The organism is Burkholderia sp. IT-111MI5, assembly GCF_949752865.1.
GTDB classification, from domain to species: domain Bacteria; phylum Pseudomonadota; class Gammaproteobacteria; order Burkholderiales; family Burkholderiaceae; genus Burkholderia; species Burkholderia pyrrocinia_C.
This window is the reverse complement of sequence record NZ_CATKIF010000011.1, coordinates 581495-603984: the sequence shown is the minus strand read 5'-3', so window position 1 is coordinate 603984 and position 22490 is coordinate 581495. Positions and strand designations below refer to the sequence as shown.

Here is a 22490-nt window from a genome sequence, read left to right as displayed (position 1 = left end):
CGGATCTGAACGATCAGTCGGCGAGCGGCTGCGGCGCACGGCGCCGCTGCCAGTTTCTTTCACTGAAATGCAGATAGAGCAGGCCGGGCAGGCCGAGCGCGAGTTCGCGCGCGCGCTTCGCGAGCGACAGCGCGAGCGCCGCGTCGGGCGGCAGTCCGACCAGCGGCGCGAGCAGCAGGTAACCGCCTTCCTGCGCGCCGAGCGAGCCCGGGATCGCGAAGGCCGCGCCGCGGATCGCCTGGCCGACGCTTTCGAGCAGCAGCGCGTCGAGCCAGCTCACCGGGTGCCCGAGGAAGTGCAGTGCGAGCCACACTTCCGCGGTGCCGACGATCCAGCCGACGAGGCTCAATGCGAAGGTCTTCGCGACCCTCGCACGATCGCGGTACAGCGCACCGACCGCGTCGTCGATCGCGTCGGCGCGGGTCGCGAGCGACGACCAGTCGCGCGGGCCCAGCAGCTTCGACGCGAGGCGCAGGCCGCGGCCGAACAGCCCGCGCCGCTGCGCCACGTAGAACAGCGCGGCGAGCGCGCCGAGCACGCCGGTGGCGATCAGCGCGGGCGTGCGCAGGTGCGCGACCGATTCGTGCGTCGCATACAGGCTGAACGCGGCGATGCCGATCAGCGCGAACGCCATCTGCGCGAGCGCCTGCATCGTCGTGCCGACGGTGACGGCGGCCGCCGCGTCGGCCATCCGCGTGCCGCGCTGCGCGAGGTGGCGCACCATCAGCACGGGGCCGCCGATCTGCCCGGCGGGCAGCAGGCTGTTGACCGATTCGCCGACCCAGCGCGCGCGCAGCGCGTTGCCGAGCTCGGCGCCCGGCTGGCCGCGGCGGAACATCACGGAGATCGCGATCGCATCGATCACGAGCGGCACGACGTGGAACGCCGCGACGAGCGCGAGGCCCCAGCCGGCCGCGAGGAACGTCGACGCGACCGCGCCGACGCCCTGCCATGCAAGGAGTGCGACGAAGAGTGCGGTCCCGAGGGACAGCAGGATCAGGCCGGCGCGTGTCATGACCCGGCCGTGCGCCGCGTGGCCAGTTGCTTGAACACCTGGCGGAAACCGAAATACGCGATCGCGTCCTTCATGTTCGAGATGAAGCGCTTCCACGGCCGCATGCCGGGGTTCGTCACGTATTCGAAAGTCAGCGACACGCGCATCTCGTTCTGGCCGAGCGGCGTGACGCGGTGGCGCAGCTTGTCGCCGTCGAACAGCACGATGCCGCCGTCGGCGATCTGCACGGAGCCCGGTTCGTCGGGCATGTCCGGGTTGCGCGTGTGCAGCTCGTAGTCGAGGCGGCACGACGATTCGTCGATCACGCCGATCAGCAGCGTGTAGCGGCGGCCGTCATAGTACGACGTGTCGTAGTGCCAGCCGATGTGGTCGCCGGGCTTCGTGTAGTAATACAGCGCGTACGCATGTGGATCGTCGTCCGGCGACAGCATCAGCTTGTCGCCCGTGAGCTTCTCGAGGAAGCCGATCAGCGCCTTCGAACGATATAGCTCGGCGATGTACGGCGCCTGCTCGTCGATCGTATGGCGGCTCACGCTGCCGCCCTGCTTGTGGCCGGGCAGGTAATTGCGGTTCAGGCCGGCCTGCATCGCGCGGGCGGCGGCCGCGAGCTTCGCGTGCGCGTCGGCCGGCAGGAAGGCGTCGAGGTACAGGAACGACCCCTGGCGCGTGTAGTCGCCGCGCAGGCGGTCGAGGTCGAGACGGCCGACGCAGTCGGCCACGGTGCGATCGGGGTCGGACGCGGCCGCGCGCGCAGGCGCGGGGCGTGCCGGGCTCAGCACGGAGTCGTCGCGCGTGCTCGGAGTCATTTGGAAGCCTGGATTTCGGTTGAATTCTGCGGGAGGTTGCCGCGCCGGACGATGCGCCACCAGTCGATCACGACCCATGCGGCGAACAGCGGGGCGCCGATCGACGCCGCGAGCAGGAACGGCTCGACGCCGTCGACGAGCGTCACGATCGGCAGCAGGTACAGCACGTCTTCGGTTTCGAAGCCGCCGGCGAATGCCTGTTTGGTGCCGGCCTTGCCGGCGATCGATTCGATCCGCATGCGCAGGAAGAAGATCAGCGCGACGGCCGCGCCGGCCACCGCGCCGAGCAGCACCGGCGACGCGGCCATCTGGCCGCCCTGGGCGACGATGCCGAGGCCCATGCTGACGAACAGCGCGATCGTCACGAGCGCATCGGCCGCGAGGTCGTAAAAGTGACCGATCTTGCTGGACTTGCCGCTGATGCGCGCGAGCTCGCCGTCGGTGTGGTCGACGAAGTTCGACAGCACGATCAGGAACGCGCCTGCGTTGCTCCAGCCGAAGCCGCCGTGCGCGAGGCACCAGGCGCCGGCGAGGCCAATCATCAGACGAAGGGTGGTGAGGTGATTCGGGGTGACCGGCGTATCGACAAGCGGTCGGACGAGCGAGCGCGCGAGCCGCGCATCCCAGGTGCGTGGCAGGGGGGGCTCGGATCGTGTGGCGGTTTTTCTTTGGTCCATCGGCGAAATATATACGGAATTGTAATTTGTTGCTTTTTATTCGATCAATGTCCTGACATACGGGAGTGTTACCGCGTCTTGCGGGGCGCGGCCAGTCGAAAACCAAGCGTGGGAAAGGGCGCGCAAACGCGGCAGCCGGACCCGTATTCCAAGTGTGGTTCGCATCGCGCGGCTGTCAAGGGCGGACGGGCCTCGAAGGCCGGTGCGGCGGTGCTTTTCGCGCATGCCGGCGGACGGCGCGCGGCGCGTGCGACCTTGACATGCGTCAGGCCGGGAATAGATGCATCGGGCGACAATTGGCCGCGCCGCATCCGTATCGACAATTGCCGATCGACGGGCGGCAAATTGCAATGGAAATCCGCCGATAGATTCGCGAAGGTTGGCGATCGGCGACCGGTCATTCGTCCCGATGCTTTCGTGCACCTTTCGCGTGCATCCGGTTCATTGGGGGCGCCTGTCACAGAACGGTCGTTCGATACCCGGCAAATCCGGCAAGGATCTTTTGCATCCGGCGGACATTTCGCGGCGGTCGCCTCTGCGATACTCCGACCGTGCCTGTGGTGCCGGCCGCATCTTGCGGCCCCAAGGGCTTCATGTCGCTCAGGAGACACCCCCCGCGACGTCAACGACAGACCAAAGCGTCAGAAACCAGCCATGTCTTCATCACGCATCCTCGCTCCCGCCCTGCGTTCGCTCGTCCGCACCGCCGACGAAGCCGCCGCGCTGATCCGTCCCGGCATGACCGTCGCCATGAGCGGCTTCACCGGCTCGGGCTATCCGAAGGCCGTGCCGGCCGCGCTTGCCGCCCACATCGACGCGGCGCACGCGCGCGGCGAGGACTTCCGGATCAACGTGCTGACGGGCGCATCCACCGCGCCGGAACTCGACGGCGCGCTCGCCCGCACCAACGGCATCTCGATGCGGCTGCCGTACCAGTCCGACCCGACGCTGCGCGACAAGATCAACAGCGGCGAAGTCGACTACCAGGACGTCCACCTGAGCCACGTCGCGCAATACGCATGGTTCGGGCTGTACGGCGATCTCGACGTCGCGATCGTCGAAGTCGCGGGCATCCGCGAGGACGGGCTGCTGATTCCGTCCGCATCGATCGGCAACAACAAGACGTGGCTCGAACGCGCGAAGCACGTGATCCTCGAGGTCAACTCGCGCCAGCCGCTCGGCCTCGACGGGATGCACGACGTCTATTACGGCACCGCGCTGCCGCCGCATCGCAAGCCGATTCCGCTGACGAAGAGCGACGACCGGATCGGCGAGCCGTACCTGCGCTGCCCGGCCGACAAGATCGTCGCGATCGTCGAGACCGACGCGCCCGATCGCAGCAACGCGTTCTCCGCGCCGGACGAGACGTCGAAGCAGATCGCGCTGCAACTGATCGACTTCCTGCGCCACGAAGTGAAGCGCGGCCGCCTGCCGGAGAACCTGCTGCCGCTGCAGTCGGGCGTCGGCAACATCACGAACGCGGTGCTCGCGGAACTCAGCTCGGCCGGCTTCTCGAACCTGACCGCGTACACCGAAGTGATTCAGGACGCCATGCTCGACCTGCTCGACGACGGCACGCTGAGCTTCGCGTCGGCTACCGCGCTGTCGCTGAGCCCGGCCGCCGTGCAGCGCTTCGCCGACGAGATCGCGACGTTCCGCGAGAAGATCGTGCTGCGCCCGCAGGAGATCAGCAACCATCCGGAACTCGTGCGCCGCCTCGGCTGCATCGCGATGAACGGGATGATCGAGGCCGACATCTACGGCAACGTGAACTCGACGCACGTGATGGGCACGAAGATCCAGAACGGCATCGGCGGCTCGGGCGACTTCGCGCGCAACGGCTACCTGTCGTGCTTCATGTCGGCGAGTACCGCGAAGGGCGGTGCGATCTCGCGGATCGTGCCGATGGCGAGCCACGTCGACCATACCGAGCACGACGTCGCGGTGGTCGTCACCGAGCAGGGTCTTGCGGACCTGCGCGGGCTGTCGCCGAAGCAGCGCGCACGCAAGATCATCGCGACCTGCGCTCACCCCGATTACCGGCCGATGCTCGAGGACTACTTCGAGCGTGCGTCGCGCGAAAGCTTCGGCAAGCACACGCCGCACCTGCTCGCCGAGGCGCTGTCGTGGCACGAGCGCTACGTGCGGACCGGGACGATGAAGGCCTGACGCGGCGCGAAGCGGGCGCGTCGGATGGATGCATGGCACAGGCGCGGCGCGTCGCGGGTTTCTGCGACGGCCGGCCGAGCCGGCCCCACCCGGCATGGCTCCCGCAAAGCCGCGTGCTCAACGGGCCAGCGCCGCGAGCGTGAACGCCGCCAGATAGAGCCCCCGCGCCGATCGGCAGCAGGTCGAGCAGGACGTCCGGCGGGCTCATCGCGCATCTCCGCGGCGAACGGGGAAAGCTGCGCGACGCAGCGGAATACGAGTCGGGTTCAGCGGTTTCATGTCGGTCCACGCTTGTCTTTACGGAGTCGGGCGACTATCTTGCAACTTCAAGTTCACTTGAGGTCAAGCATGAGCCGTCTGGACATTGCGGACGTCGCGCGGCGCACGGGATTGCCCGCGTCGACGCTGCGCTACTACGAGGAAAAGGGGCTGATCGTCCCGACCGGCCGGCACGGGCTGCGGCGGCAATACGACGAGTCGGTGCTGGAGCGCCTGGCGCTGATCGCGCTCGGCCGCGAGGCCGGTTTTTCGCTCGACGACATCCTCGCGATGGTCGGCGCGGACGGCCGGCCCGCGATCGATCGCGCGAAGCTCGACGGCAAGGCCGACGAACTCGATCGCACGATCCGCCGTCTCGGCGCCGTGCGCGATGCGCTGCGGCATGCGGCCGTGTGCCCGGCGCAGAACCATCTCGAATGCCCGTCGTTCCAGAAGCTGCTGCGCATCGCCGCGCATCGTCATCCGGCGCGCCGCACGAAGGCGGACGGCGCGTAAGCGGTTGGCTGGCGCAATGCGGCATTCGCCGTCAGCGAAGCGGCCGACGCGTGACTCATCCCGCGTAATACACGCGGCACTCCATCTCGCGCCCGCGCACGATGCGCTTGCCGACGAGCGAGCCGAACGTTTCGGTGAAGACGGTGCGCTGGTGTTCGCGCTGCACGGCATCGTAGAAGTAGAGCGAAACCCAGTCCATCGTGTGGCCGGATTCCGGCGTGCGCGCGGCGGCATGCTGGCACAGCGCCGTGAAATGCCAGCCGCCTTTCGTCATGTGCATCACGGGCGGCGGCACATAGTCGTCCGCGTTCAGGCGTCGGTGCACGAGCATCGGCAGCACGCCGGCGGCGGCCTTGTGGCGGTACTGGCGATCGATGTAGAGCAGCAGCTCGACGGGCGGCTCAGTGCCGGGGCCGGCGTCTTGCATGTGACCCTGCCAGCGCCGGCGGCGGCTCAGCACGTCGTCGAGCGCGGTGCGGATGCCGACCGCGCGCCGTGGGCCGACGCCCGCGATCGTTTCGAGCTGGCCGTTGCGGGCCGCGCGTTCGAGCTCCTCGAGCGTGTCGATGTGCAGCGCGTCGTGAATGCGCAGCGCGAGCGCGTGGCCGATGCCCGGCACGGCCTCGAATGCGGATATCCGCTCGGTATCGCCGCGCAGCCGGTCGAGCTGGCGCCAGCGTCCCGTCACCAGCAGTTCGGCGATCGCCTGCGCGACGCCGGTGCCGATGTCGGGCAGCGCGCCCAGCGCGTCGACGCCACCGGCTTCGAACAAGGTGCGGATGTCGCGGTCGAGCGCATCGATCGTAGCGGCCGACGCGCGGTACGCAGCGACCCGGTACGGGTTAGCGCCCTGATCGGCGAGCCACTGCGCGGCCTCGCGCAGGCATGCCGCGATGTGCCGGTTTTCCTCGTACGTTTGGCTGGCGGTCGACTGCATGGCGAGGGACCCGGGGAAGCGCAAACGGAATGGACGCGGCGAGCGATGCGCCGGTCGGCTCTTGACCATTGTCGCGACGCGCGACGAACAAAACTTGACGCACGTCAATGGCAAACGTAGCACAGGCGCGAAGCGCACGGTCGTGCCGCATATGGGCACGACCGTGCGTCGCGCTTACGCGTCGAGAAACGACTGCGCGTTCTCGGCCTCGGCGGCCGTGCGCAGCGCGGCGAGCGCACGTTTCTCGATCTGCCGCACGCGTTCGCGCGACATGCCCGCGTCCTGCGCGATCGCGTCGTACGTATCGGGCTCGGTGCCGCCGAGGCCGAACCGCCGGCGCAGCACGTCGGCCTCGGCCGGCGTGACCGACCGCAGCAGCGACGTCACGCATTCGCGCATGCGCGTGTCGGCCAGTTGCTCGAACGGGCTGGCCGACGCCTGGTCCTCGATCAGGTCCACGAGGCCGGTGTCCGCGTCGGGCAGCGGCGTGTCGAGCGAGACGGGCTCGGCGGGCAGCGCGAGCACCGCGCGCACCTTGTCCTCGTCGAGCCCGGTTTCGGCCGCGAGTTCGGCAGGCGTCGCCTGGCGGCCGGTGTGCTGGCGAAAGCGCAGCGCATGCCGCCGTACACGCTGGTACTGGTCGCCGACGTGCACCGGCACGCGGATCGTGCGCGAGCGATCCGCGACCGCGCGCGCGACCGCCTGGCGGATCCACCAGGTCGCATAGGTCGAGAACTTGAACCCGCGCCGGTATTCGAATTTCTCGATCGCGCGCATCAGGCCGAGGCAGCCGTCCTGCACGAGATCGGACAGGTCGATGCCGCGGTTCATGTACTTGCGCGCGATCGACAGCACGAGCCGCAGGTTCGCCTCGAGCATCGCGCAGGTCGCGTCGTGCACTTTCTGCTGGCCGTCGGTCAGCGCTGCCGCGAGGGCACGCCGGGCGACCGCATCGAAGCGGGCGGCTTCGCCCGCTGCGGCGTCGTGCGGGGCTGCCGCGAGCGCGCGCACGACGCGGCTTGCATCGTCGACGGCCGGCGCGACCCACGCGATCGTGCCGAGCAGCGCGGCCACGCGGTTGCGCGCGTCGCGGTATTCGTCTGAACGACAGCCATGCGCAAGCAATGCGCCGCGCAGCGCCGACACGGCTGCCTGCAGCGCGTCGTAGCTGGCGGGCATGGGCGTGTCGCCGTCGTCGTCGTCGGGCGATCCGGTTGCGCCGGCGGCACCCGCCGTTGCACGGTGACGCGCAAGCAGCGCGTCGACCGCCGCCGGACAGCCGGCGAGCGCGTGCAGCATCTGGTGGCGGCCCGTCTCGATCTCACGGGCGAGCACGATTTCGCCTTCGCGCGTGAGCAGCGGCACCGCCTGCATGCGTCGCATGTAGAGCGCGAGCGGATCGGTCGACGCGCTCGTGCCGCGTGCGAGGTCGCCGAGCACGGCGCGGCCTTCGTCGAGCGTGTCGCGATCGACATCGACAGGCGCCGTGCCGGCGAACGGCGCAGGCGCGGCCGGCTCGTCGAGCACGGCGATGCCGATGTCGGCGAGCGCGGCGCGCACGACGTCGAGCGCGTCGGGGCTGTCGCTTTCGGGCGGCAGCGCGTCGACGAGGTCGGCGTGGGTCAGATAACCCTGTTCGCCGGCGAGCGCCAGCAACTGGATGATCGGATCGAGCGGCGTGTCCGCCCGGGGAGTGGGGCGTGGCGTAGTCATGTCGATGGCGGCGTGGGCCGCGCTCCTGTCGGGGGCGGACCGAAGTCCGCCGGTTTCGGGCCGCCGTGTGTCCGCGAACGCTCGTCCGCGCCGGTCAGCCTGACATCGTTCAAGTTGAGGGCATCTGCGCCAACTTCAATGCGGGCGCGGCAGACAGGCAGCATGGGGTATGCCCGCACGACCGTCCGGTGCAGGAAACAAAAAGTAACCGATCATACCCGCGGAAATCTGCAGGGGACGTAAGCTAGAGTCAGGCGCGCGCCCGGCGGCGGCGCGCGGATTCTGCCGGAGCACGAGATGAACCCGATTTCCGCCGCGAGGCCCGCCGTCATCGCGCTGGCCGCGCTGACGCTCGGCGGCTGCTACTACACGAGCCCGTACGGCTATGCGCCTTATTACGCGCCGGTGCCCGCCACGGTAACACAGCGCGAGGTCCCGGTTGCACCGGCCGTGCCCGGCGCGGCCCTTTCGCCGGCCCCTGATACGCCGGCCGACGTCGTTGCGCCGGTGCCGGTGTATGTCGCGCCGGCCTATGTGCCGCCGCCGTATCCGTACTACTACCCCGCGTACCCCGCGTACTACCCCGGCTGGTACGGGCCGCCCGTCACGATCGGCTTCTGGGGCCGTTGGGGCGGCGGGTACCGGGGCGGGCGCGGCGGGTACTGGCATCGTCCGTGGGGCGGCGGGCATTGGGGCGGCGGCCACTGGGGCGGCGGCCATCGGCACTGAGGGCGCGCGGCGGGGCCGCGCGGGAGAGCATCATGAGCAACACGATTGTCCGAAGTCTGTGCGTCGTCCTGCTTGGCCTCGCGGCCGCGCCGGGCGTCGCCGATGCGCAGAGCAGCGCCTACACGAACTCGCCGGCCGAGTTGTACGCCGGGCCGGCGCCCGATTATCCGGTGGTCGCGCAGATCCCGCCCGACACGGCGCTGGACGTATTCGGCTGCCTGAGCGACTACTCGTGGTGCGACGTCGCGCTGCCGGGCGTGCGCGGCTGGATCGATGCGCAGTTGCTCGAGTATCCGTACCAGGGCAACTACGTGCCGTTGCTCGAATACGGCGCGATCATCGGGGTCCCGGTGACCGGATTCGCGATCGGCGCGTACTGGGATCGTTATTACCGGCACCGCCCGTGGTACCACGACCGCGATCGTTGGGCGCATCGCGCGGAACCGCGGCTCGGCCCCGGCGGGTTCCCGCCGGGACAGGGCCGTCCGCGGCCGGGCGGGCCGATACAGGCCGTGCCGGGCGGCCCGCCGCCGGGGCCGCATGATGCACGGCCGTCGGCCACGCGCGGCGGCTGGAACGGAGCGAACCGCACGCCGGCGCCGGCGGCACCTGCACCTGCACCGATGCAGGCCGCGCCGGGCGGCCCGCAGCCCGCGCCGCATGATGCGCAGCCGTCGGCCACGCGCGGCGGCTGGAACGGAGCGAACCGCATGCCGGCGCCGGCGGCACCTGCGCCTGCACCTATGCAGGCCGCGCCGGGCAATGCCCGTCCGGCGGGCCCGCCGCCGGCCGTATTGCGCCCGCCGCCCGCACCGGGCGGTGAAGCCCGTCCGATGCCGCCCGTGCATCAGGGAGGTGGCGGCGGTGGCGGTGGTTACGCGCGGCCGCAAGGCGGCGGAAACGGCGGCGGTAACCGCGGTGGCGGCGGAGGCGGCGGTACCGACGAATACCGTCATTGACCGTACCAGCCCCGCGATTTCTCCGCGCGCAGGACGAAAAAAAGCCGCTCCGGAGAGCGGCTTCTGGATCAGGCGAGCGGGCGGCCGGGCGGTTGTGTGGCACTGCAGCCCGAGCGGACTGTCCGTCGCCGGTTGCCCGTCGTCGGTAGACCGCCCCGTCAGTCGTCGAGCAGCGACACGTCGCGCACCGCGCCCTTGTCGGCCGACATGACCAGCTTCGCGTACGCCTTCAGCGCCGCAGACACCTTGCGCGGACGCGGCTGCGCCGGCTTCCAGCCCTTCGCGTTCTGCTCTTCGCGGCGGCGCGCCAGTTCCTCGTCCGATACCAGCACGTCGATCGTGCGGTTCGGGATGTCGATGCGGATCCGGTCGCCGTCGCGCACGAGGCCGATCGCGCCGCCCGCTGCCGCTTCCGGCGAGCAGTGACCGATCGACAGGCCCGACGTGCCGCCCGAGAAGCGGCCGTCCGTCAGCAGCGCGCATGCCTTGCCGAGCCCCTTCGACTTGATGTAGCTGGTCGGGTAGAGCATTTCCTGCATGCCGGGGCCACCCTTCGGGCCTTCGTAGCGCACGATCACCACGTCGCCCGCCTTGACCTTGTCGTTCAGGATGTTCTCGACCGCTTCGTCCTGCGATTCGGTCACGTGAGCCGAGCCTTCGAACACGAGGATGCTTTCGTCGACGCCGGCCGTCTTCACCACGCAGCCGTCGAGCGCGATGTTGCCCGTCAGCACCGCGAGGCCGCCTTCCTTCGAGAACGCATGCTCGTACGAGCGGATGCAGCCTTCGGCGCGGTCGAGGTCGAGGCTCGGCCAGCGCGTGTTCTGGCTGAATGCGACCTGCGTCGGGATGCCGGCCGGGCCGGCCAGGTAGAACGTACGGACCGCTTCGTCCTGCGTGCGCACGATGTCCCACTGGTCCAGCGCATCCTTCAGCGTCGGTGCGTGGATGGTCGGCACGTCGGTGTGCAGCTTGCCGGCGCGCTCGAGCTCGCCGAGGATCGCCATGATGCCGCCTGCGCGGTGCACGTCCTCGATGTGGTACTTGTTCGTGTTCGGCGCGACCTTGCACAGCTGCGGCACGGTGCGCGACAGGCGGTCGATGTCCTTCATCGTGAAGTCGATGCCGGCTTCCTGCGCGATCGCCAGCAGGTGCAGGATCGTGTTGGTCGAGCCGCCCATCGCGATGTCGAGCGTCATCGCGTTCTCGAACGCCTTGAAGCCGACCGAGCGCGGCAGCACGCGTTCATCGTCCTGCTCGTAGTGCTGGCGCGTCAGTTCGACGATGCGGCGGCCGGCGCGCTTGAACAGTTGCTCGCGATCGGCGTGCGTCGCGACCACCGTGCCGTTGCCGGGCAGCGACAGGCCGAGCGCTTCGGTCAGGCAGTTCATCGAGTTCGCGGTGAACATGCCCGAGCACGAGCCGCAGGTCGGGCAGGCCGAGCGTTCGACTTCGGCGACGTCGGCGTCCGAATACGACTGGTCGGCCGCGATCACCATCGCGTCGACGAGGTCGAGCTTCTTCAGTTCGACGGTCTTGGTGACCGGGTTCGCGAGGCGCGTCTTGCCGGCTTCCATCGGGCCGCCCGACACGAAGATCACCGGAATGTTCAGGCGCATCGCGGCCATCAGCATCCCCGGCGTGATCTTGTCGCAGTTCGAGATGCACACCATCGCGTCCGCGCAGTGCGCGTTCACCATGTATTCGACCGAGTCGGCGATGATGTCGCGGCTCGGCAGCGAATACAGCATGCCGTCGTGGCCCATCGCGATGCCGTCGTCGACCGCGATCGTGTTGAATTCCTTCGCGACGCCGCCGGCAGCCTCGATCTCGCGCGCGACGAGCTGGCCGAGATCCTTCAGGTGCACGTGCCCGGGCACGAACTGGGTGAACGAGTTGACGACCGCGATGATCGGCTTCGAGAAATCGTCGTCTTTCATGCCGGTGGCGCGCCACAGCGAGCGCGCACCTGCCATGTTGCGGCCGGCGGTGGAGGTTTTGGAACGGTAAGTGGGCATCGTGGTTGCTGAAGAAATATCGCGGAAAAGGGTGGAGGCACGGGAATAAAGGCCTCTCTCGCGCCCGTGCGAACAACCTCTTGAGCTGCGCCCTGGGCAAACCGGGCGATTATCCCACAGCCGCCGGGGGCGTGGCGCCCGCGGGGCCGGCAACCGGCGCGGGCGGCCGGCGCGGCGCGGAACGCGCGGGCGGTTGCGGCACGCCCGCGCTGCCGGTTCGGGAGGCGGCCGGATCGCGCTTTTATCGACGATCCAGCCGCGCCACTCCCGCGCTCCGGCGTCAGTCGAGCAGCGTCAGGATCTCGTCGTAAAGCGCCTGCGGAATCCGCACGCCGTTCGCGATGCTGCGCGCGCGGGCGTCGAAGCGCCGTTGCGACGGCAGCCGCGCGCCCTGCGCGACGATCGACCCGAACATCCGCTCGCCGCGCGCGAGCCCTGCGTCAAGATCGTCGCCGAGGAACACCTGCGGATCGAACGCGATCACGAGCTCGCCGTGGCATGGCGTCGCGCCGACGCCTTCGTCGAAATCCATCGATTCCCGGCTCGTCATGTCGCCGATCAGCGCGCCGCCGAGCAATTCGACCATCGCCGCGAGCGCCGAGCCCTTGTGGCCGCCGAACGTGCGCATCGCGCCCTGCAGCGCGGCCTTCGGATCGGTGGTCGGCTGGCCGTCGGCGTCGATTGCCCAGTGCGGCGGAATCGCCTTGCCTTGCTTCGCGTGCAGCTCGATGTCGCCGCGCGCGATCGCGCTCGTCGCGAAATCGAACACGAACGGCTCGCCATCCGGGCGCGGCCATGCGAACGCGATCGGGTTCGTGCCGAACACCGGTTCGCGGCCGCCTTCCGGCGCGACCCAGCTGTGGCTCGGGTTCATCGCGATGCCGACCAGCCCCTCGGCCGCGATCGCCTCGACCTCGGGCCACAGCGCGGAGAAGTGGTAGCAGTGGTTGATCGCCATCGCGGCGATCCCGTGCTGTTTCGCCATCTCGACGAGCACGGGCAGCCCGGTTTCGAAGCTCAGCAGCGAGAAGCCGCGATGCGCGTCGACCGCGACGATCGACGACGACAGCCGGCGCAGCGTCGGCACGGCTTGCGGATCGACCTTGCCCTTGCGCAGCGAACGCACGCAGACGAGCAGCCGGTACACGCCGTGCGAATGGCATTCGTCGCGCTGGCCCTGCGTGATCACGTTGGCGATCGCCCGCGCATGCGCATCGGACATCCCGTTGTGCGTCAGCACGCGCAGCGCGAGCGCATGGACTTCGTCGAGCGACAGGACGACTTCGGCGGTTTGTTCAGACATGGTTCACCTCGCGCGAAGCGGGCACGCCGTCGATGCGCTGCGGCACGTTCAGCGGATTTCCGTTGCGGATCGCGTCCGGCAGCAGCGCGTCCGGCAGGTCCTGGTACGACACCGGGCGCAGGAAGCGCTCGATCGCGCGTGCGCCGACCGACGTCGTGCGCGTGTCGGACGTCGCCGGGAACGGGCCGCCGTGCACCATTGCATGGCCGACCTCGACGCCGGTGCCGAAGCCGTTGACGAGAATGCGGCCGGCCTTGCGCTCGAGCGTCGGGCGCAGCGCGGCGAACAGCGGCGCGTCGCCGTCGGCGAGATGCGCGGCGATCGTCAACTGGCCTTCGAGCGACTTCAGCACGCGATGCAGCGTATCGGCATCCGGGCAGCGCACGATCAGCGAAGCGGGGCCGAACACTTCTTCGCGCAGTTCGGGGCGCGCGATGAACGCGTCGGCCGACGTCGCGAACAGCGCCGTGCGGGCCTGGTAGCGACTGCCTTCGACGCCTTCCGCCAGCAATTCGACCGCGTCGTGCCCGCGCAGCGCCGCGACGCCTTGCGCATAGCTTGCGTGGATGTGCGGCGTCAGCATCGTCTGCGCGGCCGCCGCGCGCACGGCATCGGCCGCCGCGGCTTCGAACGCGCGCAGCGCGGGGCCGTCGACGGCAAGCACGAGACCGGGGTTCGTGCAGAACTGGCCCGCGCCGAGCGTGAGCGACGCAACGAACTGCGGCGCGATGGTGTCGTGACGCGCGTCGAGCGCGGCGGGAAACAGCAGCACCGGATTGATCGAGCTCATTTCCGCATAGACGGGAATCGGTTCGGGGCGCGCGGCCGCGATATGCATCAGCGCGACGCCGCCGCGGCGCGAGCCGGTGAAGCCGACGGCCTTGATGCGCGGATCGGCGACGAGCGCCTGGCCGATCTCGCGCGACGCGTCGAACAACAGCGAGAACACGCCGGCCGGCATTCCGCATTCGCGCGCGGCCTGCTGGATCGCGCGGCCGACGAGTTCCGACGTGCCCGGATGCGCGGAATGCGCCTTGACGATCACCGGGCAGCCGGCCGCGAGCGCCGAGGCCGTATCGCCGCCGGCGACCGAGAACGCGAGCGGGAAGTTCGACGCGCCGAACACGGCGACGGGCCCGACCGCGACGTTGCGCAGGCGCAGGTCGACGCGCGGCAGCGGCTTGCGCTCGGGGCGCGCCGGATCGATCCGCGCGTCGAGAAAACCGCCGTCGCGCACGAGCGACGCGAACAGCGCGAGCTGGCCGACCGTGCGGCCGCGTTCGCCTTCGACGCGTGCGCGCGGCAGGCCCGTTTCTGCGACGCAGCGTTCGATCAGGTCGTCGCCGAGCGCCATGATGTGCCGGCCGATCGCGTCGAGAAACGCGGCGCGCGCGTCGAGCGTCGTTTCGCGATACGTGTCGAACGCGTCGTCGGCGAGCGCGCAGGCCGTCTCCAGGTCGTGCAGGCTCGCGCCGCCGAAAGCGGGTTCGAGTGGCTCGCCGGTCGCGGCGGCGATCGCGTGGAGGGTGCCGTTCTGTCCGGCGACGGCGGACTGGCCGATCAGGAGCTGACCTGTGAGTTGCATGGTTTTCCTCGAAAAAAACAGGAGCCGGGCATAGCGCGCCCGGCCGGAGTGATGGTGCGAAGAGGGAGCGGGTGCGTCAGTCCTCGTCGTCGTCGAGCTGCAGCTTGTCGGAACGGACGCCGGTATTCGCGCCCCAGTAGTAGATGACGAGTGCGACCGCCGCGACGACGACCGTGTCGTACGGATGCGCGAGCCGGCCCGTGCCGCCGAAGCCGCCGAGATACGACAGCACGATCATCGCCGCATAAAACGCGATCAGCCACGCGGACGAACGCACCTGTTCGGCGAGGCTCAGGTGTGCGGTCGGCACCCAGCGGCGGCACGCGAGATAGATGACGAACATCACGATCTGCAGGCCGAGCAGCCAGGACACCGTGCTCCAGCCCGACCAGTAGACGATCAGCGCTGCGATCACGAACGACGCGGGGCCGGTGATGCCGAACGCGCTTGCGCGGAACGGCCGCGGCAGGTCGGGCGCGGTGCGGCGCAGCGCGGCGACCGATACCGGCGCGACCGCGTAGCTCAGCACCAGCGCGGCCGACACGATGTTGATCAGCGCTTCCCACGACGGGAACGGCATCGTCCAGAAGATCGCGAGGCCGAACGTGAGCCACAGGCCCGCGCGCGGGATGCCCGACGCCTCGTCGACGCGCGTGAAGACCTTGAAGAACGTGCCCGTCTTCGCCCAGCCGTAGACCACGCGCGGCGTCGCGTTCATGTAGATGTTGCCGCAGCCGCTCGGCGAGATCATCGCATCGGCGACGACCATCACCGCGAGCCAGCCGACGCCGAGCGCGAGCGCGATGTCGCGGTACGGCAGCGTGAACGCCTTGCTGATGTCGTGCCAGCCGCCGGCGAGCATCGCGGTCGGGATGCTGCCGATGAACGCGAGCTGCAGCAGCACGTAGATCAGCGTCGACAGCAGGATCGACAGGATCAGCGCGATCGGGATCGTGCGCTGCGGATTGCGCACCTCGCTCGCGACCGACACGATCGGCGTGAGCCCGAGGTACGCGAAGATGATGCCGCCGGCGGACACGGCCATCTCGATGCCCGGCATGCCGAACGGCGCGAAGCCGTGCACGGTCAGGTTCGCGGGCTTGAAGAACGTGAACAGCACGCCGATCACCGCGAGCGGCACGATGAACTTGAAGATGCTGATGATGTTGTTCGCCTTCGCGAACGTCTTCACGCTCGAATAGTTCAGGTAAAAGAAGAAGCAGAGCAGTGCGGCCTGCACGAGCCAGCCGAGCGTCGTCGGGTCGCTCGATCCTTCGACGGTGAGGCCCGGAAACCACGCGGCCGCGTACTGGCGCGCGGCGACGACTTCGATCGCGATCAGGCTCGAGAACGCGATCAGCGTGATGAAGCCCATCAGGTAGCCGAGCAGCGGGCCGTGCGAGAACACCGGGTAGCGGACCACGCCGCCCGCGCGCGGCAGCGCGGCGCCGAGTTCGCAGTAGACGATGCCGAGCAGCAGCACCGCGAAGCCGCCGAGCAGCCACGAGAAGATGCCGGCCGGGCCCGCGATCGTCGACACGTGACTCGCGGCGAACAGCCACCCCGAACCGAAAATGGCGCCGAGACCGATGAACGTGAGATCGGTCAGCGACAACTGTTTCTTGAACTTGCCGTGACCCGCGTCGGGGTGCACGGCACGGGAAAGCGGGACAGACGGATGAGCGTTGCCTTGGCCTGGCATGGGCTTGTCTCCTGGGGGGATATCGATGCAGGCGTCGAGTGCGCCGCGCTCCGACGGAGCAGAGGTACACGCCTGCCGGCCGGCGTCGCCCGGTTCGAACGACCGGGGCGGGCCGCGGGCCGTTCACGCGCGGCGCAGGCTGGCGCCGGGGCGAACGGGCCCGCAGGCCATGCCGGACCGGAGACGGCGGCGCGAGGGGGAAAGCCTTGCGCCGCCGCAGGGGGGAGTCGGTCAGAGACCGACGTCGGGCAGCGCCGGGCGCGTTTCGAGCGCCTTCGCGACGATTGCCTTCACTTCCGCGAGCGTGTCGCCCTGCAGCGCGAGGCGCGGCGGACGCGTGACCGCGCTGCCGCGGCCGACCAGCTCTTCGCACAGCTTGATGCACTGCACGAGGTCGGGGCGCGCGTCGAGGTGCAGCAGCGGCATGAACCAGCGGTACAGCGCGAGGGCTTCGTCGAAGCGTTTCTGCTTCGCGAGGCGGAACAGCGTCTCGCCTTCCTTCGGGAACGCGTTCGACATGCCCGACACCCAGCCTTCGGCACCGACCGCGATGCTCTCGACCACGACGTCGTCGAGGCCGGCAAACAGCACGAAGCGATCGCCGACCGCATTGCGCAGGTCGATGAAGCGGCGCGTGTCGCCCGACGAATCCTTGAAGCAGACGATGTTCTCGCAGTCCTGCAGCGCGATCAGCACGTCGGGCGTCACGTCGTTCTTGTAGATCGGCGGGTTGTTGTAGACCATCACCGGCAGGTCGGTGCTCGTCGCGACCGCGCGGAAGTGCGCGGCGGTTTCATGCGGCTTCGCCGAGTAGACCAGCGCGGGCATTACCATCACACCGTCGACGCCGACACGCTGCGCTTCGCGCACCGTGTTGCGCGCGAATTCGGTCGTGAATTCGGCGATGCCGGCGATCACCGGAATCTTGCCGCCGGCCGCGTCGCGCGCGGCTTCGATCACCTGCAGCTTCTCGCTCGTCGACAGCGACGTGTTTTCGCCGACCGTGCCGCAGACCACGAGGCCCGACACGCCGTCGTTCACCAGGTTCTTCACCACGCGGTGGGTGGCGTCGATGTCGAGGGAAAAGTCCGGCTTGAACTGGGTGCTGACGGCCGGGAAAACCCCGGTCCACTGAATGGCTTTGCGGCTCACTGAAATCTCCTACGTTCGTATCGGTCGGCCGACAGGTGTGTCGGTGTGGCAACCAGTATCGCCGCGCAAATGCCCATCACGCTTGAGTTGTATCGCGGAGCAAAATGACGAAATCGGCACAGCGGCCGCCCGGTGCGCGAAGGGCGCCTCGCACTATGCCGATTTCGTCGTCGTCCTTATCGAAAAGCCACAAGCGGATGGACGCGCGACGGAGGAAGCTATGCTCCTTTCCCCACTTCGGACGGCTCATGATGAAGCGCATCCAGATCATCGATTCGCACACGGGCGGCGAACCCACTCGGCTCGTCGTGTCCGGTTTTCCGTCGCTCGGCAGCGGCACGATGGCCGAGCGGCGCGACGTGCTCGCGCGCGAGCACGATCGTTATCGCACCGCGTGCATCCTCGAGCCGCGCGGCAGCGACGTGCTGGTCGGCGCGCTGCTGTGCGAACCCGTATCGCCCGACGCGGCGGCCGGCGTGATCTTCTTCAACAATAGCGGCTATCTCGGCATGTGCGGGCACGGCACGATCGGCGTCGTGCGCACGCTGCATCACATGGGGCGCATCCGGCCCGGCGTGCATCGGATCGAAACGCCTGTCGGCACCGTCGAGGCGACGCTGCACGACGACCTGTCGGTCAGCGTGCGCAACGTGCCCGCGTATCGGCACGCGAAGGGTGTCGCGGTCGACGTGCCCGGTTACGGCCCCGTGAAGGGCGACATCGCATGGGGCGGCAACTGGTTCTTCCTGATCAGCGACCACGGGCAGCGCGTCGCCGGCGACAACGTCGCGGCGCTTACCGCGTATGCGTCGGCCGTGCGCGCAGGGCTCGAACGCGCGGGCATCACCGGCGCGAACGGCGGCGAGATCGACCATATCGAGCTGTTCGCCGACGATGCCGAGCACGACAGCCGCAGCTTCGTGCTGTGCCCCGGCCTCGCATACGACCGTTCGCCGTGCGGCACCGGTACGAGCGCGAAGCTCGCGTGCCTCGCGGCCGACGGCAAGCTCGCGCCGGGCGCCGTGTGGCGGCAGGCGAGCGTGATCGGCAGCGTGTTCCAGGCCAGCTACGAGCAGGCCGACGGCGGCATCGTGCCGACGATTCGCGGCAGCGCGCACCTGAGCGCGGAAGCGACGCTGCTGATCGAGGAAGACGATCCGTTCGGCTGGGGCATCGCGCCGTGAGCGACGCAAGCACCGACGTCGTCGTGATCGGCGCCGGCATCGTCGGCGCGGCGTGCGCGCACGAACTCGCGCAGCGCGGGCTGCGCGTGCTCGTCGTCGACGACGCGAGCGGCGGTGCGACCGGCGCGGGGATGGGCCACCTCGTCGCGATGGACGACAACGCGGCCGAACTCGCGCTGAGCCATTACTCGATCGAACTGTGGCGCGCGTTGAGCGGCGAGATGCCGGAAGGCTGCGCGTACCGCAACTGCGGCACGTTGTGGCTCGCGGCCGACGCGCACGAAATGGATCTCGCGCGCGCGAAGCAGGCGACGCTTGCCGCGCACGGCGTGGCCGGCGAGCTGATCGACGCGGCGACGCTCGCGCAACTGGAGCCGATGCTGCGCGCGGGGCTCGGCGGCGCGCTGAAGATTCCGGGCGACGCGATCCTCTATGCGCCCGTCACCGCGAACTGGCTGCTGCAGCGCGCCCCGCGCATCACGTTGCGCCGCGACCGGGTCGTTGCGGTCGACGGGCCAAGCGTGATGCTCGCGAGCGGCGACACATTGCGCGCGGAACGCGTGGTCGTCGCGAACGGTGTCGCGGCACGCACGCTGCTGCCCGAGCTGCCGCTGCACCCGAAAAAGGGCCACCTGCTGATCACCGACCGCTATCCGGGCCACGTGTCGCACCAGCTCGTCGAGCTTGGTTATGCGGCGAGCGCGCATGCGAGCGACGGCACGTCGGTCGCGTTCAACGTGCAGCCGCGGCCGACCGGCCAGCTGCTGATCGGCTCGTCGCGCCAGTTCGACACCGAAGACGCGCGCGTCGAGCCGCCCGTGCTCGCGCGGATGCTGCGCCGCGCGGTCGGCTACCTGCCGGATCTGGCCGACCTGAACGGGATCCGTTCATGGACAGGTTTCCGTTCCGCGAGCCCCGACGGCCTGCCGCTGCTCGGCGAGCACCCGGCGCGGCCGGGCGTGTGGCTCGCGGTCGGGCACGAAGGGCTCGGCGTGACGACCGCGCCGGGTAGCGCGCGGCTCGTCGCCGCACAGATGGCCAGTGAACGGCCGCCCATCGATATCGAACCGTATTTGCCGGGACGCTTTCTGACCGCGTCCCCCGTAGCCGGAGCGCTGACATGATCATTCATCTGGACGGCCGCGCGCTGACGGTGGCCGACGGCGCGACCGTCGCGGCCGCCGTCGCGGCGAGCGGCGACGATACGACGCGCGTGTCGTGCACGGGTGCGGCGCGTGCGCCGTTTTGCGGAATGGGCATCTGCCAGGAGTGCCGGATGACGATCGACGGCCGCCGCCGGCTGGCCTGCCAGACGTTGTGCCGCGACGGGATGCAGGTGGAGCGCACACGATGAAACAGGAACGACTGAGTGTCGACGTCGCGATCGTCGGGGCGGGCCCGGCCGGGCTGTCGGCCGCGCAGGCCGCCGCGCAAAGCGGTGCAACGGTTGCGATCGTCGACGACAACCCGCGGGCGGGCGGGCAGATCTGGCGGCAAGGCGCAGCGGCCACGCCGGTGCAGGCCGCGGCCGAACGCCTCGCCGTACTGCGGCAGCCGAACGTCACGCACCTTGCAGGGACGCGCATCGTCGCCGAAACGCAGCCGGGCACGCTGCTGCTCGAGGACGACGAGCGCGGGCTGCTGCTCGAGTTCCGGACGCTGATTCTGTGCTGCGGCGCACGCGAGCTGCTGCTGCCGTTCCCGGGCTGGACGCTGCCGGGCGTCACCGGCGCGGGCGGCTTGCAGGCGCTGATCAAGTACGGCCTCGACGTGCGCGGGCAGCGCACGGTGATCTCGGGCAGCGGGCCGCTGCTGCTGGCGAGCGCGGCGACGGCACGTCAGGCCGGCGCGCGCGTGTCGCATGTGCTCGAACAGGCCGCATGGGGCGACGTGGCCGGCTTCGGGGCAGGGCTGTGGCGCTGGCCGTCGAAGTTCGCGCAGGCCGCGAAGCTCGTCACGGCCGCCTATCGGCCGGACGCGCACGTCGTCGAAGCGTTCGGCGACAAGCGGCTCGAACGCGTGCGGATTCGCCACGGCGATCGCGAGTTCGACGTCGACTGCGACCGGCTGGCGTGCGGCTTCGGCCTCGTGCCGAACACCGTGCTGCCGAGCCATCTCGGCTGCCGGATCGAGAACGGCGCGGTGGCGGTCGACGCGCACCAGCGGACGAGCCGCGACGGGTGCTTCGCGGCCGGCGAGTGTACGGGCGTCGGCGGCAGCGAGCTGGCGATGGTCGAAGGCGAAATCGCCGGTTATGCGGCGACCGGGCAGACGGCGCCATTGGCCGCGCTCGTCGCGCGGCGCGCGCACTGGCAGGCTTTCGCAGATGCCGTACGCGAGCGTTTCGCGATCCGCGAGTCGATCCGCCGGCTTGCGCGGCCCGATACGCTGCTGTGCCGCTGCGAGGATGTGCGTTTCGATGCGGTCGCGCAGGAGCCGGGCTGGACGGCTGCGAAGCTGCAGTCGCGTTGCGGGATGGGCGCGTGCCAGGGCCGCGTTTGCGGTGCGGCCGCGCAGGCGCTGTTCGGCTGGACGCCGCCGGTGCCGCGTACGCCGCTCGTGCCCGCGCGGGTCGGCACGCTGATGCTCGACGGCACGGCGTCCTGCGACGGCGCGTGACGCGTCGCGGCGAAGCGGCCCGGTTTGCGCCGGGCCGCGCCATTCACTTCATCTTCGCTTTCTCCCATCTACGTCCCTGAGGCGCCGCGCCTGCGCGCAGGCATTCGATCGTCGCGGCCACGGCCGCGCGATTCGCGCTGTCGGGGTTCAGGGTACCGGTACACCGACACCGCGCCTTGGCTCTCGCGTTTTTCGGCAGGATGCTGGCGCTAGGCATGGTTCGCGCCGATGCGACGCGTGCGTCGGTCTCGAGTGCGATCGCAGGCGACCAAGCCTGAGCGAAGAGGGTGCAAGGTCGCCGATGGATAAATAGCAGGAAGCAACATTATATGAATTGATATATTATTTGTTCTTTAATTGTCTTCCCGCTCCGATGAACCACGATCTTCCCGCCGGGCTGCCCGAGCCCGACCAGATGCGTGCAGCCGCCGAATCGGCCTGCGCGTTCCTCAAGGTGCTGTCGAATCCCGACCGGCTGCTGCTGCTCTGCGAACTGTCGCAGGGCGAGCGCTGCGTGAGCGATCTCGAGACGACGCTGGATATCCGCCAGCCGACGCTGTCGCAGCAACTCGGCGTGTTGCGGGACAACGCGCTGGTCCGCACGCGCCGCGAAGGCAAGAACATCCACTATTCGCTCGACAGCCCGGCCGCGATCGCGGTGATGGGCGTGCTGTACGAGCAGTTCTGCGGCCCGGCCGCGAAGGGGACGCGCGATGCAGCTTGATACGCTTCATTTCACGCCGTGGCTGTCGTTGGCCGGCGGCGTGCTGATCGGGCTCGCCGCCGCGTGGCTCGTCGCGTTCAACGGCCGGATTGCCGGCATCAGCGGAATCGTCGGCGGCCTGTTCACGGCGGGTTCCGGAGAGCGCGACTGGCGCGTCGCATTCGTCGCCGGGCTGATCGCCGCACCGATCGCGATGCGCGTCGCCGGAGCCGGCCTGACGCTGCAGGTCGATGCAGGCTGGCCCGAACTGCTGGCGGCCGGGCTGCTGGTCGGGATCGGCACGCGCTACGCGGGCGGCTGCACGAGCGGCCACGGCGTGTGCGGGATGTCGCGCGGTGCGCTGCGCTCGGTGGTCGCGACCGCGACTTTCATGATCGCGGGCTTCGTGACCGTATTCGTGCGGCGGCACGTGCTGGGAGGCTGA

Annotated in this window: 20 protein-coding genes; 10 read left to right on the top strand and 10 right to left on the bottom strand. The window is 69.5% G+C overall.

Annotation, left to right across the window (positions count from 1 at the left end):
- Positions 1 to 13: 13 nt before the first annotated feature.
- Genes ACM6JT_RS10895 through ACM6JT_RS10885 form a run of 3 tightly spaced genes read right to left on the bottom strand, consistent with a single transcriptional unit; the run spans position 14 to position 2498 of the window.
- Positions 14 to 1015 (bottom strand): HpnL family protein, encoded by a 1002-nt coding sequence (locus ACM6JT_RS10895; RefSeq protein ID WP_105391271.1) that lies wholly within the window; start codon positions 1013 to 1015, stop codon positions 14 to 16.
- Positions 1012 to 1821 (bottom strand): 2OG-Fe(II) oxygenase, encoded by an 810-nt coding sequence (locus ACM6JT_RS10890; protein WP_414856465.1) that lies wholly within the window; start codon positions 1819 to 1821, stop codon positions 1012 to 1014. Before ACM6JT_RS10890 ends, ACM6JT_RS10895 begins: the two co-directional genes overlap by 4 nt.
- The gene (locus tag ACM6JT_RS10885) at positions 1818 to 2498 is read right to left on the bottom strand and encodes a CDP-alcohol phosphatidyltransferase family protein (RefSeq protein WP_034179789.1); all 681 of its coding nucleotides are present in this window, start codon (positions 2496 to 2498) and stop codon (positions 1818 to 1820) included. Before ACM6JT_RS10885 ends, ACM6JT_RS10890 begins: the two co-directional genes overlap by 4 nt.
- 654 nt (positions 2499 to 3152) lie before the next feature.
- Here ACM6JT_RS10885 and ACM6JT_RS10880 point away from each other — a divergent pair.
- Together ACM6JT_RS10880 and ACM6JT_RS10875 are read left to right on the top strand one after the other, a co-directional pair.
- Positions 3153 to 4667 carry an acetyl-CoA hydrolase/transferase family protein gene (locus ACM6JT_RS10880; RefSeq protein ID WP_034179788.1) on the top strand — a complete coding sequence of 505 codons (1515 nt, stop codon included), beginning with the start codon at positions 3153 to 3155 and terminating at the stop codon, positions 4665 to 4667.
- A 348-nt stretch (positions 4668 to 5015) separates the two neighbouring features.
- A complete protein-coding gene (locus ACM6JT_RS10875) occupies positions 5016 to 5441 on the top strand; it encodes a helix-turn-helix domain-containing protein (RefSeq protein ID WP_034179787.1) in 426 nt (141 codons plus the stop codon).
- Positions 5442 to 5496: 55 nt separating this feature from the next.
- Here ACM6JT_RS10875 and ACM6JT_RS10870 read toward each other — a convergent pair whose 3' ends face one another.
- The gene (locus tag ACM6JT_RS10870; protein ID WP_105391270.1) at positions 5497 to 6378 is read right to left on the bottom strand and encodes a helix-hairpin-helix domain-containing protein; all 882 of its coding nucleotides are present in this window, start codon (positions 6376 to 6378) and stop codon (positions 5497 to 5499) included.
- A gap of 174 nt (positions 6379 to 6552) precedes the next feature.
- On the bottom strand, positions 6553 to 8091 hold the full coding sequence (locus tag ACM6JT_RS10865) for a sigma-70 family RNA polymerase sigma factor (RefSeq protein WP_414856464.1): 1539 nt from the start codon (positions 8089 to 8091) through the stop codon (positions 6553 to 6555).
- Positions 8092 to 8388: 297 nt separating this feature from the next.
- On the opposite strand from ACM6JT_RS10865, the gene ACM6JT_RS10860 reads away from it, so the two are divergent.
- Together ACM6JT_RS10860 and ACM6JT_RS10855 are read left to right on the top strand one after the other, a co-directional pair.
- Positions 8389 to 8820 carry a hypothetical protein gene (locus tag ACM6JT_RS10860; protein WP_034179784.1) on the top strand — a complete coding sequence of 144 codons (432 nt, stop codon included), beginning with the start codon at positions 8389 to 8391 and terminating at the stop codon, positions 8818 to 8820.
- 32 nt (positions 8821 to 8852) lie between these two features.
- The gene (locus ACM6JT_RS10855; RefSeq protein ID WP_131948688.1) at positions 8853 to 9779 is read left to right on the top strand and encodes an SH3 domain-containing protein; all 927 of its coding nucleotides are present in this window, start codon (positions 8853 to 8855) and stop codon (positions 9777 to 9779) included.
- A 158-nt stretch (positions 9780 to 9937) separates the two neighbouring features.
- Here the strand turns inward: ACM6JT_RS10855 and ilvD are convergent, their stop codons facing one another.
- From ilvD to ACM6JT_RS10830, 5 genes are all read right to left on the bottom strand, one after another.
- Complete coding sequence (gene ilvD, locus ACM6JT_RS10850; RefSeq protein ID WP_152857685.1) at positions 9938 to 11797, bottom strand: dihydroxy-acid dehydratase; 1860 nt, start codon at positions 11795 to 11797, stop codon at positions 9938 to 9940.
- 280 nt (positions 11798 to 12077) lie between these two features.
- Positions 12078 to 13100, bottom strand: coding sequence for an Ldh family oxidoreductase (locus tag ACM6JT_RS10845; protein ID WP_414856463.1), 1023 nt, complete (start codon positions 13098 to 13100; stop codon positions 12078 to 12080).
- On the bottom strand, positions 13093 to 14685 hold the full coding sequence (locus tag ACM6JT_RS10840) for an aldehyde dehydrogenase (NADP(+)) (protein WP_414856462.1): 1593 nt from the start codon (positions 14683 to 14685) through the stop codon (positions 13093 to 13095). Before ACM6JT_RS10840 ends, ACM6JT_RS10845 begins: the two co-directional genes overlap by 8 nt.
- Positions 14686 to 14761: 76 nt before the next feature.
- The gene (locus tag ACM6JT_RS10835; RefSeq protein WP_034179779.1) at positions 14762 to 16387 is read right to left on the bottom strand and encodes an APC family permease; all 1626 of its coding nucleotides are present in this window, start codon (positions 16385 to 16387) and stop codon (positions 14762 to 14764) included.
- A 231-nt stretch (positions 16388 to 16618) separates the two neighbouring features.
- Entirely contained in the window at positions 16619 to 17539 is a 921-nt protein-coding gene (locus ACM6JT_RS10830) for a dihydrodipicolinate synthase family protein (RefSeq protein WP_059591384.1), read from the bottom strand.
- A gap of 251 nt (positions 17540 to 17790) precedes the next feature.
- On the opposite strand from ACM6JT_RS10830, the gene ACM6JT_RS10825 reads away from it, so the two are divergent.
- The 6 genes from ACM6JT_RS10825 (at position 17791) to ACM6JT_RS10800 (ending at position 22490) form a co-directional block, all read left to right on the top strand.
- Positions 17791 to 18723 (top strand): 4-hydroxyproline epimerase, encoded by a 933-nt coding sequence (locus ACM6JT_RS10825; RefSeq protein WP_414856733.1) that lies wholly within the window; start codon positions 17791 to 17793, stop codon positions 18721 to 18723.
- A complete protein-coding gene (locus ACM6JT_RS10820; protein WP_414856461.1) occupies positions 18720 to 19847 on the top strand; it encodes an NAD(P)/FAD-dependent oxidoreductase in 1128 nt (375 codons plus the stop codon). The genes ACM6JT_RS10825 and ACM6JT_RS10820 overlap by 4 nt, the downstream gene beginning before the upstream one ends.
- Entirely contained in the window at positions 19844 to 20077 is a 234-nt protein-coding gene (locus ACM6JT_RS10815; RefSeq protein ID WP_012338331.1) for a 2Fe-2S iron-sulfur cluster-binding protein, read from the top strand. Before ACM6JT_RS10820 ends, ACM6JT_RS10815 begins: the two co-directional genes overlap by 4 nt.
- Complete coding sequence (locus ACM6JT_RS10810) at positions 20074 to 21342, top strand: FAD-dependent oxidoreductase (protein WP_414856460.1); 1269 nt, start codon at positions 20074 to 20076, stop codon at positions 21340 to 21342. The genes ACM6JT_RS10815 and ACM6JT_RS10810 overlap by 4 nt, the downstream gene beginning before the upstream one ends.
- A 373-nt stretch (positions 21343 to 21715) precedes the next feature.
- On the top strand, positions 21716 to 22066 hold the full coding sequence (locus tag ACM6JT_RS10805) for an ArsR/SmtB family transcription factor (RefSeq protein ID WP_105391262.1): 351 nt from the start codon (positions 21716 to 21718) through the stop codon (positions 22064 to 22066).
- Complete coding sequence (locus ACM6JT_RS10800; RefSeq protein WP_407972396.1) at positions 22056 to 22490, top strand: YeeE/YedE family protein; 435 nt, start codon at positions 22056 to 22058, stop codon at positions 22488 to 22490. The genes ACM6JT_RS10805 and ACM6JT_RS10800 overlap by 11 nt, the downstream gene beginning before the upstream one ends.

Excerpts from the sequence above, each read along its gene's own strand:
- ACM6JT_RS10825 (WP_414856733.1), top strand. The coding sequence starts at position 17,791 with ATGAAGCGCATCCAGATCATCGATTCGCACACGGGCGGCGAACCCACT.
- ACM6JT_RS10870 (WP_105391270.1), bottom strand. The coding sequence starts at position 6,378 with ATGCAGTCGACCGCCAGCCAAACGTACGAGGAAAACCGGCACATCGCG.
- ACM6JT_RS10845 (WP_414856463.1), bottom strand. The coding sequence starts at position 13,100 with ATGTCTGAACAAACCGCCGAAGTCGTCCTGTCGCTCGACGAAGTCCAT.
- ACM6JT_RS10895 (WP_105391271.1), bottom strand. The coding sequence starts at position 1,015 with ATGACACGCGCCGGCCTGATCCTGCTGTCCCTCGGGACCGCACTCTTC.
- ACM6JT_RS10860 (WP_034179784.1), top strand. The coding sequence starts at position 8,389 with ATGAACCCGATTTCCGCCGCGAGGCCCGCCGTCATCGCGCTGGCCGCG.
- ACM6JT_RS10885 (WP_034179789.1), bottom strand. The coding sequence starts at position 2,498 with ATGGACCAAAGAAAAACCGCCACACGATCCGAGCCCCCCCTGCCACGC.
- ACM6JT_RS10810 (WP_414856460.1), top strand. The coding sequence starts at position 20,074 with ATGAAACAGGAACGACTGAGTGTCGACGTCGCGATCGTCGGGGCGGGC.
- ACM6JT_RS10855 (WP_131948688.1), top strand. The coding sequence starts at position 8,853 with ATGAGCAACACGATTGTCCGAAGTCTGTGCGTCGTCCTGCTTGGCCTC.
- ACM6JT_RS10805 (WP_105391262.1), top strand. The coding sequence starts at position 21,716 with ATGAACCACGATCTTCCCGCCGGGCTGCCCGAGCCCGACCAGATGCGT.
- ACM6JT_RS10800 (WP_407972396.1), top strand. The coding sequence starts at position 22,056 with ATGCAGCTTGATACGCTTCATTTCACGCCGTGGCTGTCGTTGGCCGGC.
- ilvD (WP_152857685.1), bottom strand. The coding sequence starts at position 11,797 with ATGCCCACTTACCGTTCCAAAACCTCCACCGCCGGCCGCAACATGGCA.
- ACM6JT_RS10835 (WP_034179779.1), bottom strand. The coding sequence starts at position 16,387 with ATGCCAGGCCAAGGCAACGCTCATCCGTCTGTCCCGCTTTCCCGTGCC.
- ACM6JT_RS10880 (WP_034179788.1), top strand. The coding sequence starts at position 3,153 with ATGTCTTCATCACGCATCCTCGCTCCCGCCCTGCGTTCGCTCGTCCGC.
- ACM6JT_RS10840 (WP_414856462.1), bottom strand. The coding sequence starts at position 14,685 with ATGCAACTCACAGGTCAGCTCCTGATCGGCCAGTCCGCCGTCGCCGGA.
- ACM6JT_RS10875 (WP_034179787.1), top strand. The coding sequence starts at position 5,016 with ATGAGCCGTCTGGACATTGCGGACGTCGCGCGGCGCACGGGATTGCCC.
- ACM6JT_RS10865 (WP_414856464.1), bottom strand. The coding sequence starts at position 8,091 with ATGACTACGCCACGCCCCACTCCCCGGGCGGACACGCCGCTCGATCCG.
- ACM6JT_RS10815 (WP_012338331.1), top strand. The coding sequence starts at position 19,844 with ATGATCATTCATCTGGACGGCCGCGCGCTGACGGTGGCCGACGGCGCG.
- ACM6JT_RS10890 (WP_414856465.1), bottom strand. The coding sequence starts at position 1,821 with ATGACTCCGAGCACGCGCGACGACTCCGTGCTGAGCCCGGCACGCCCC.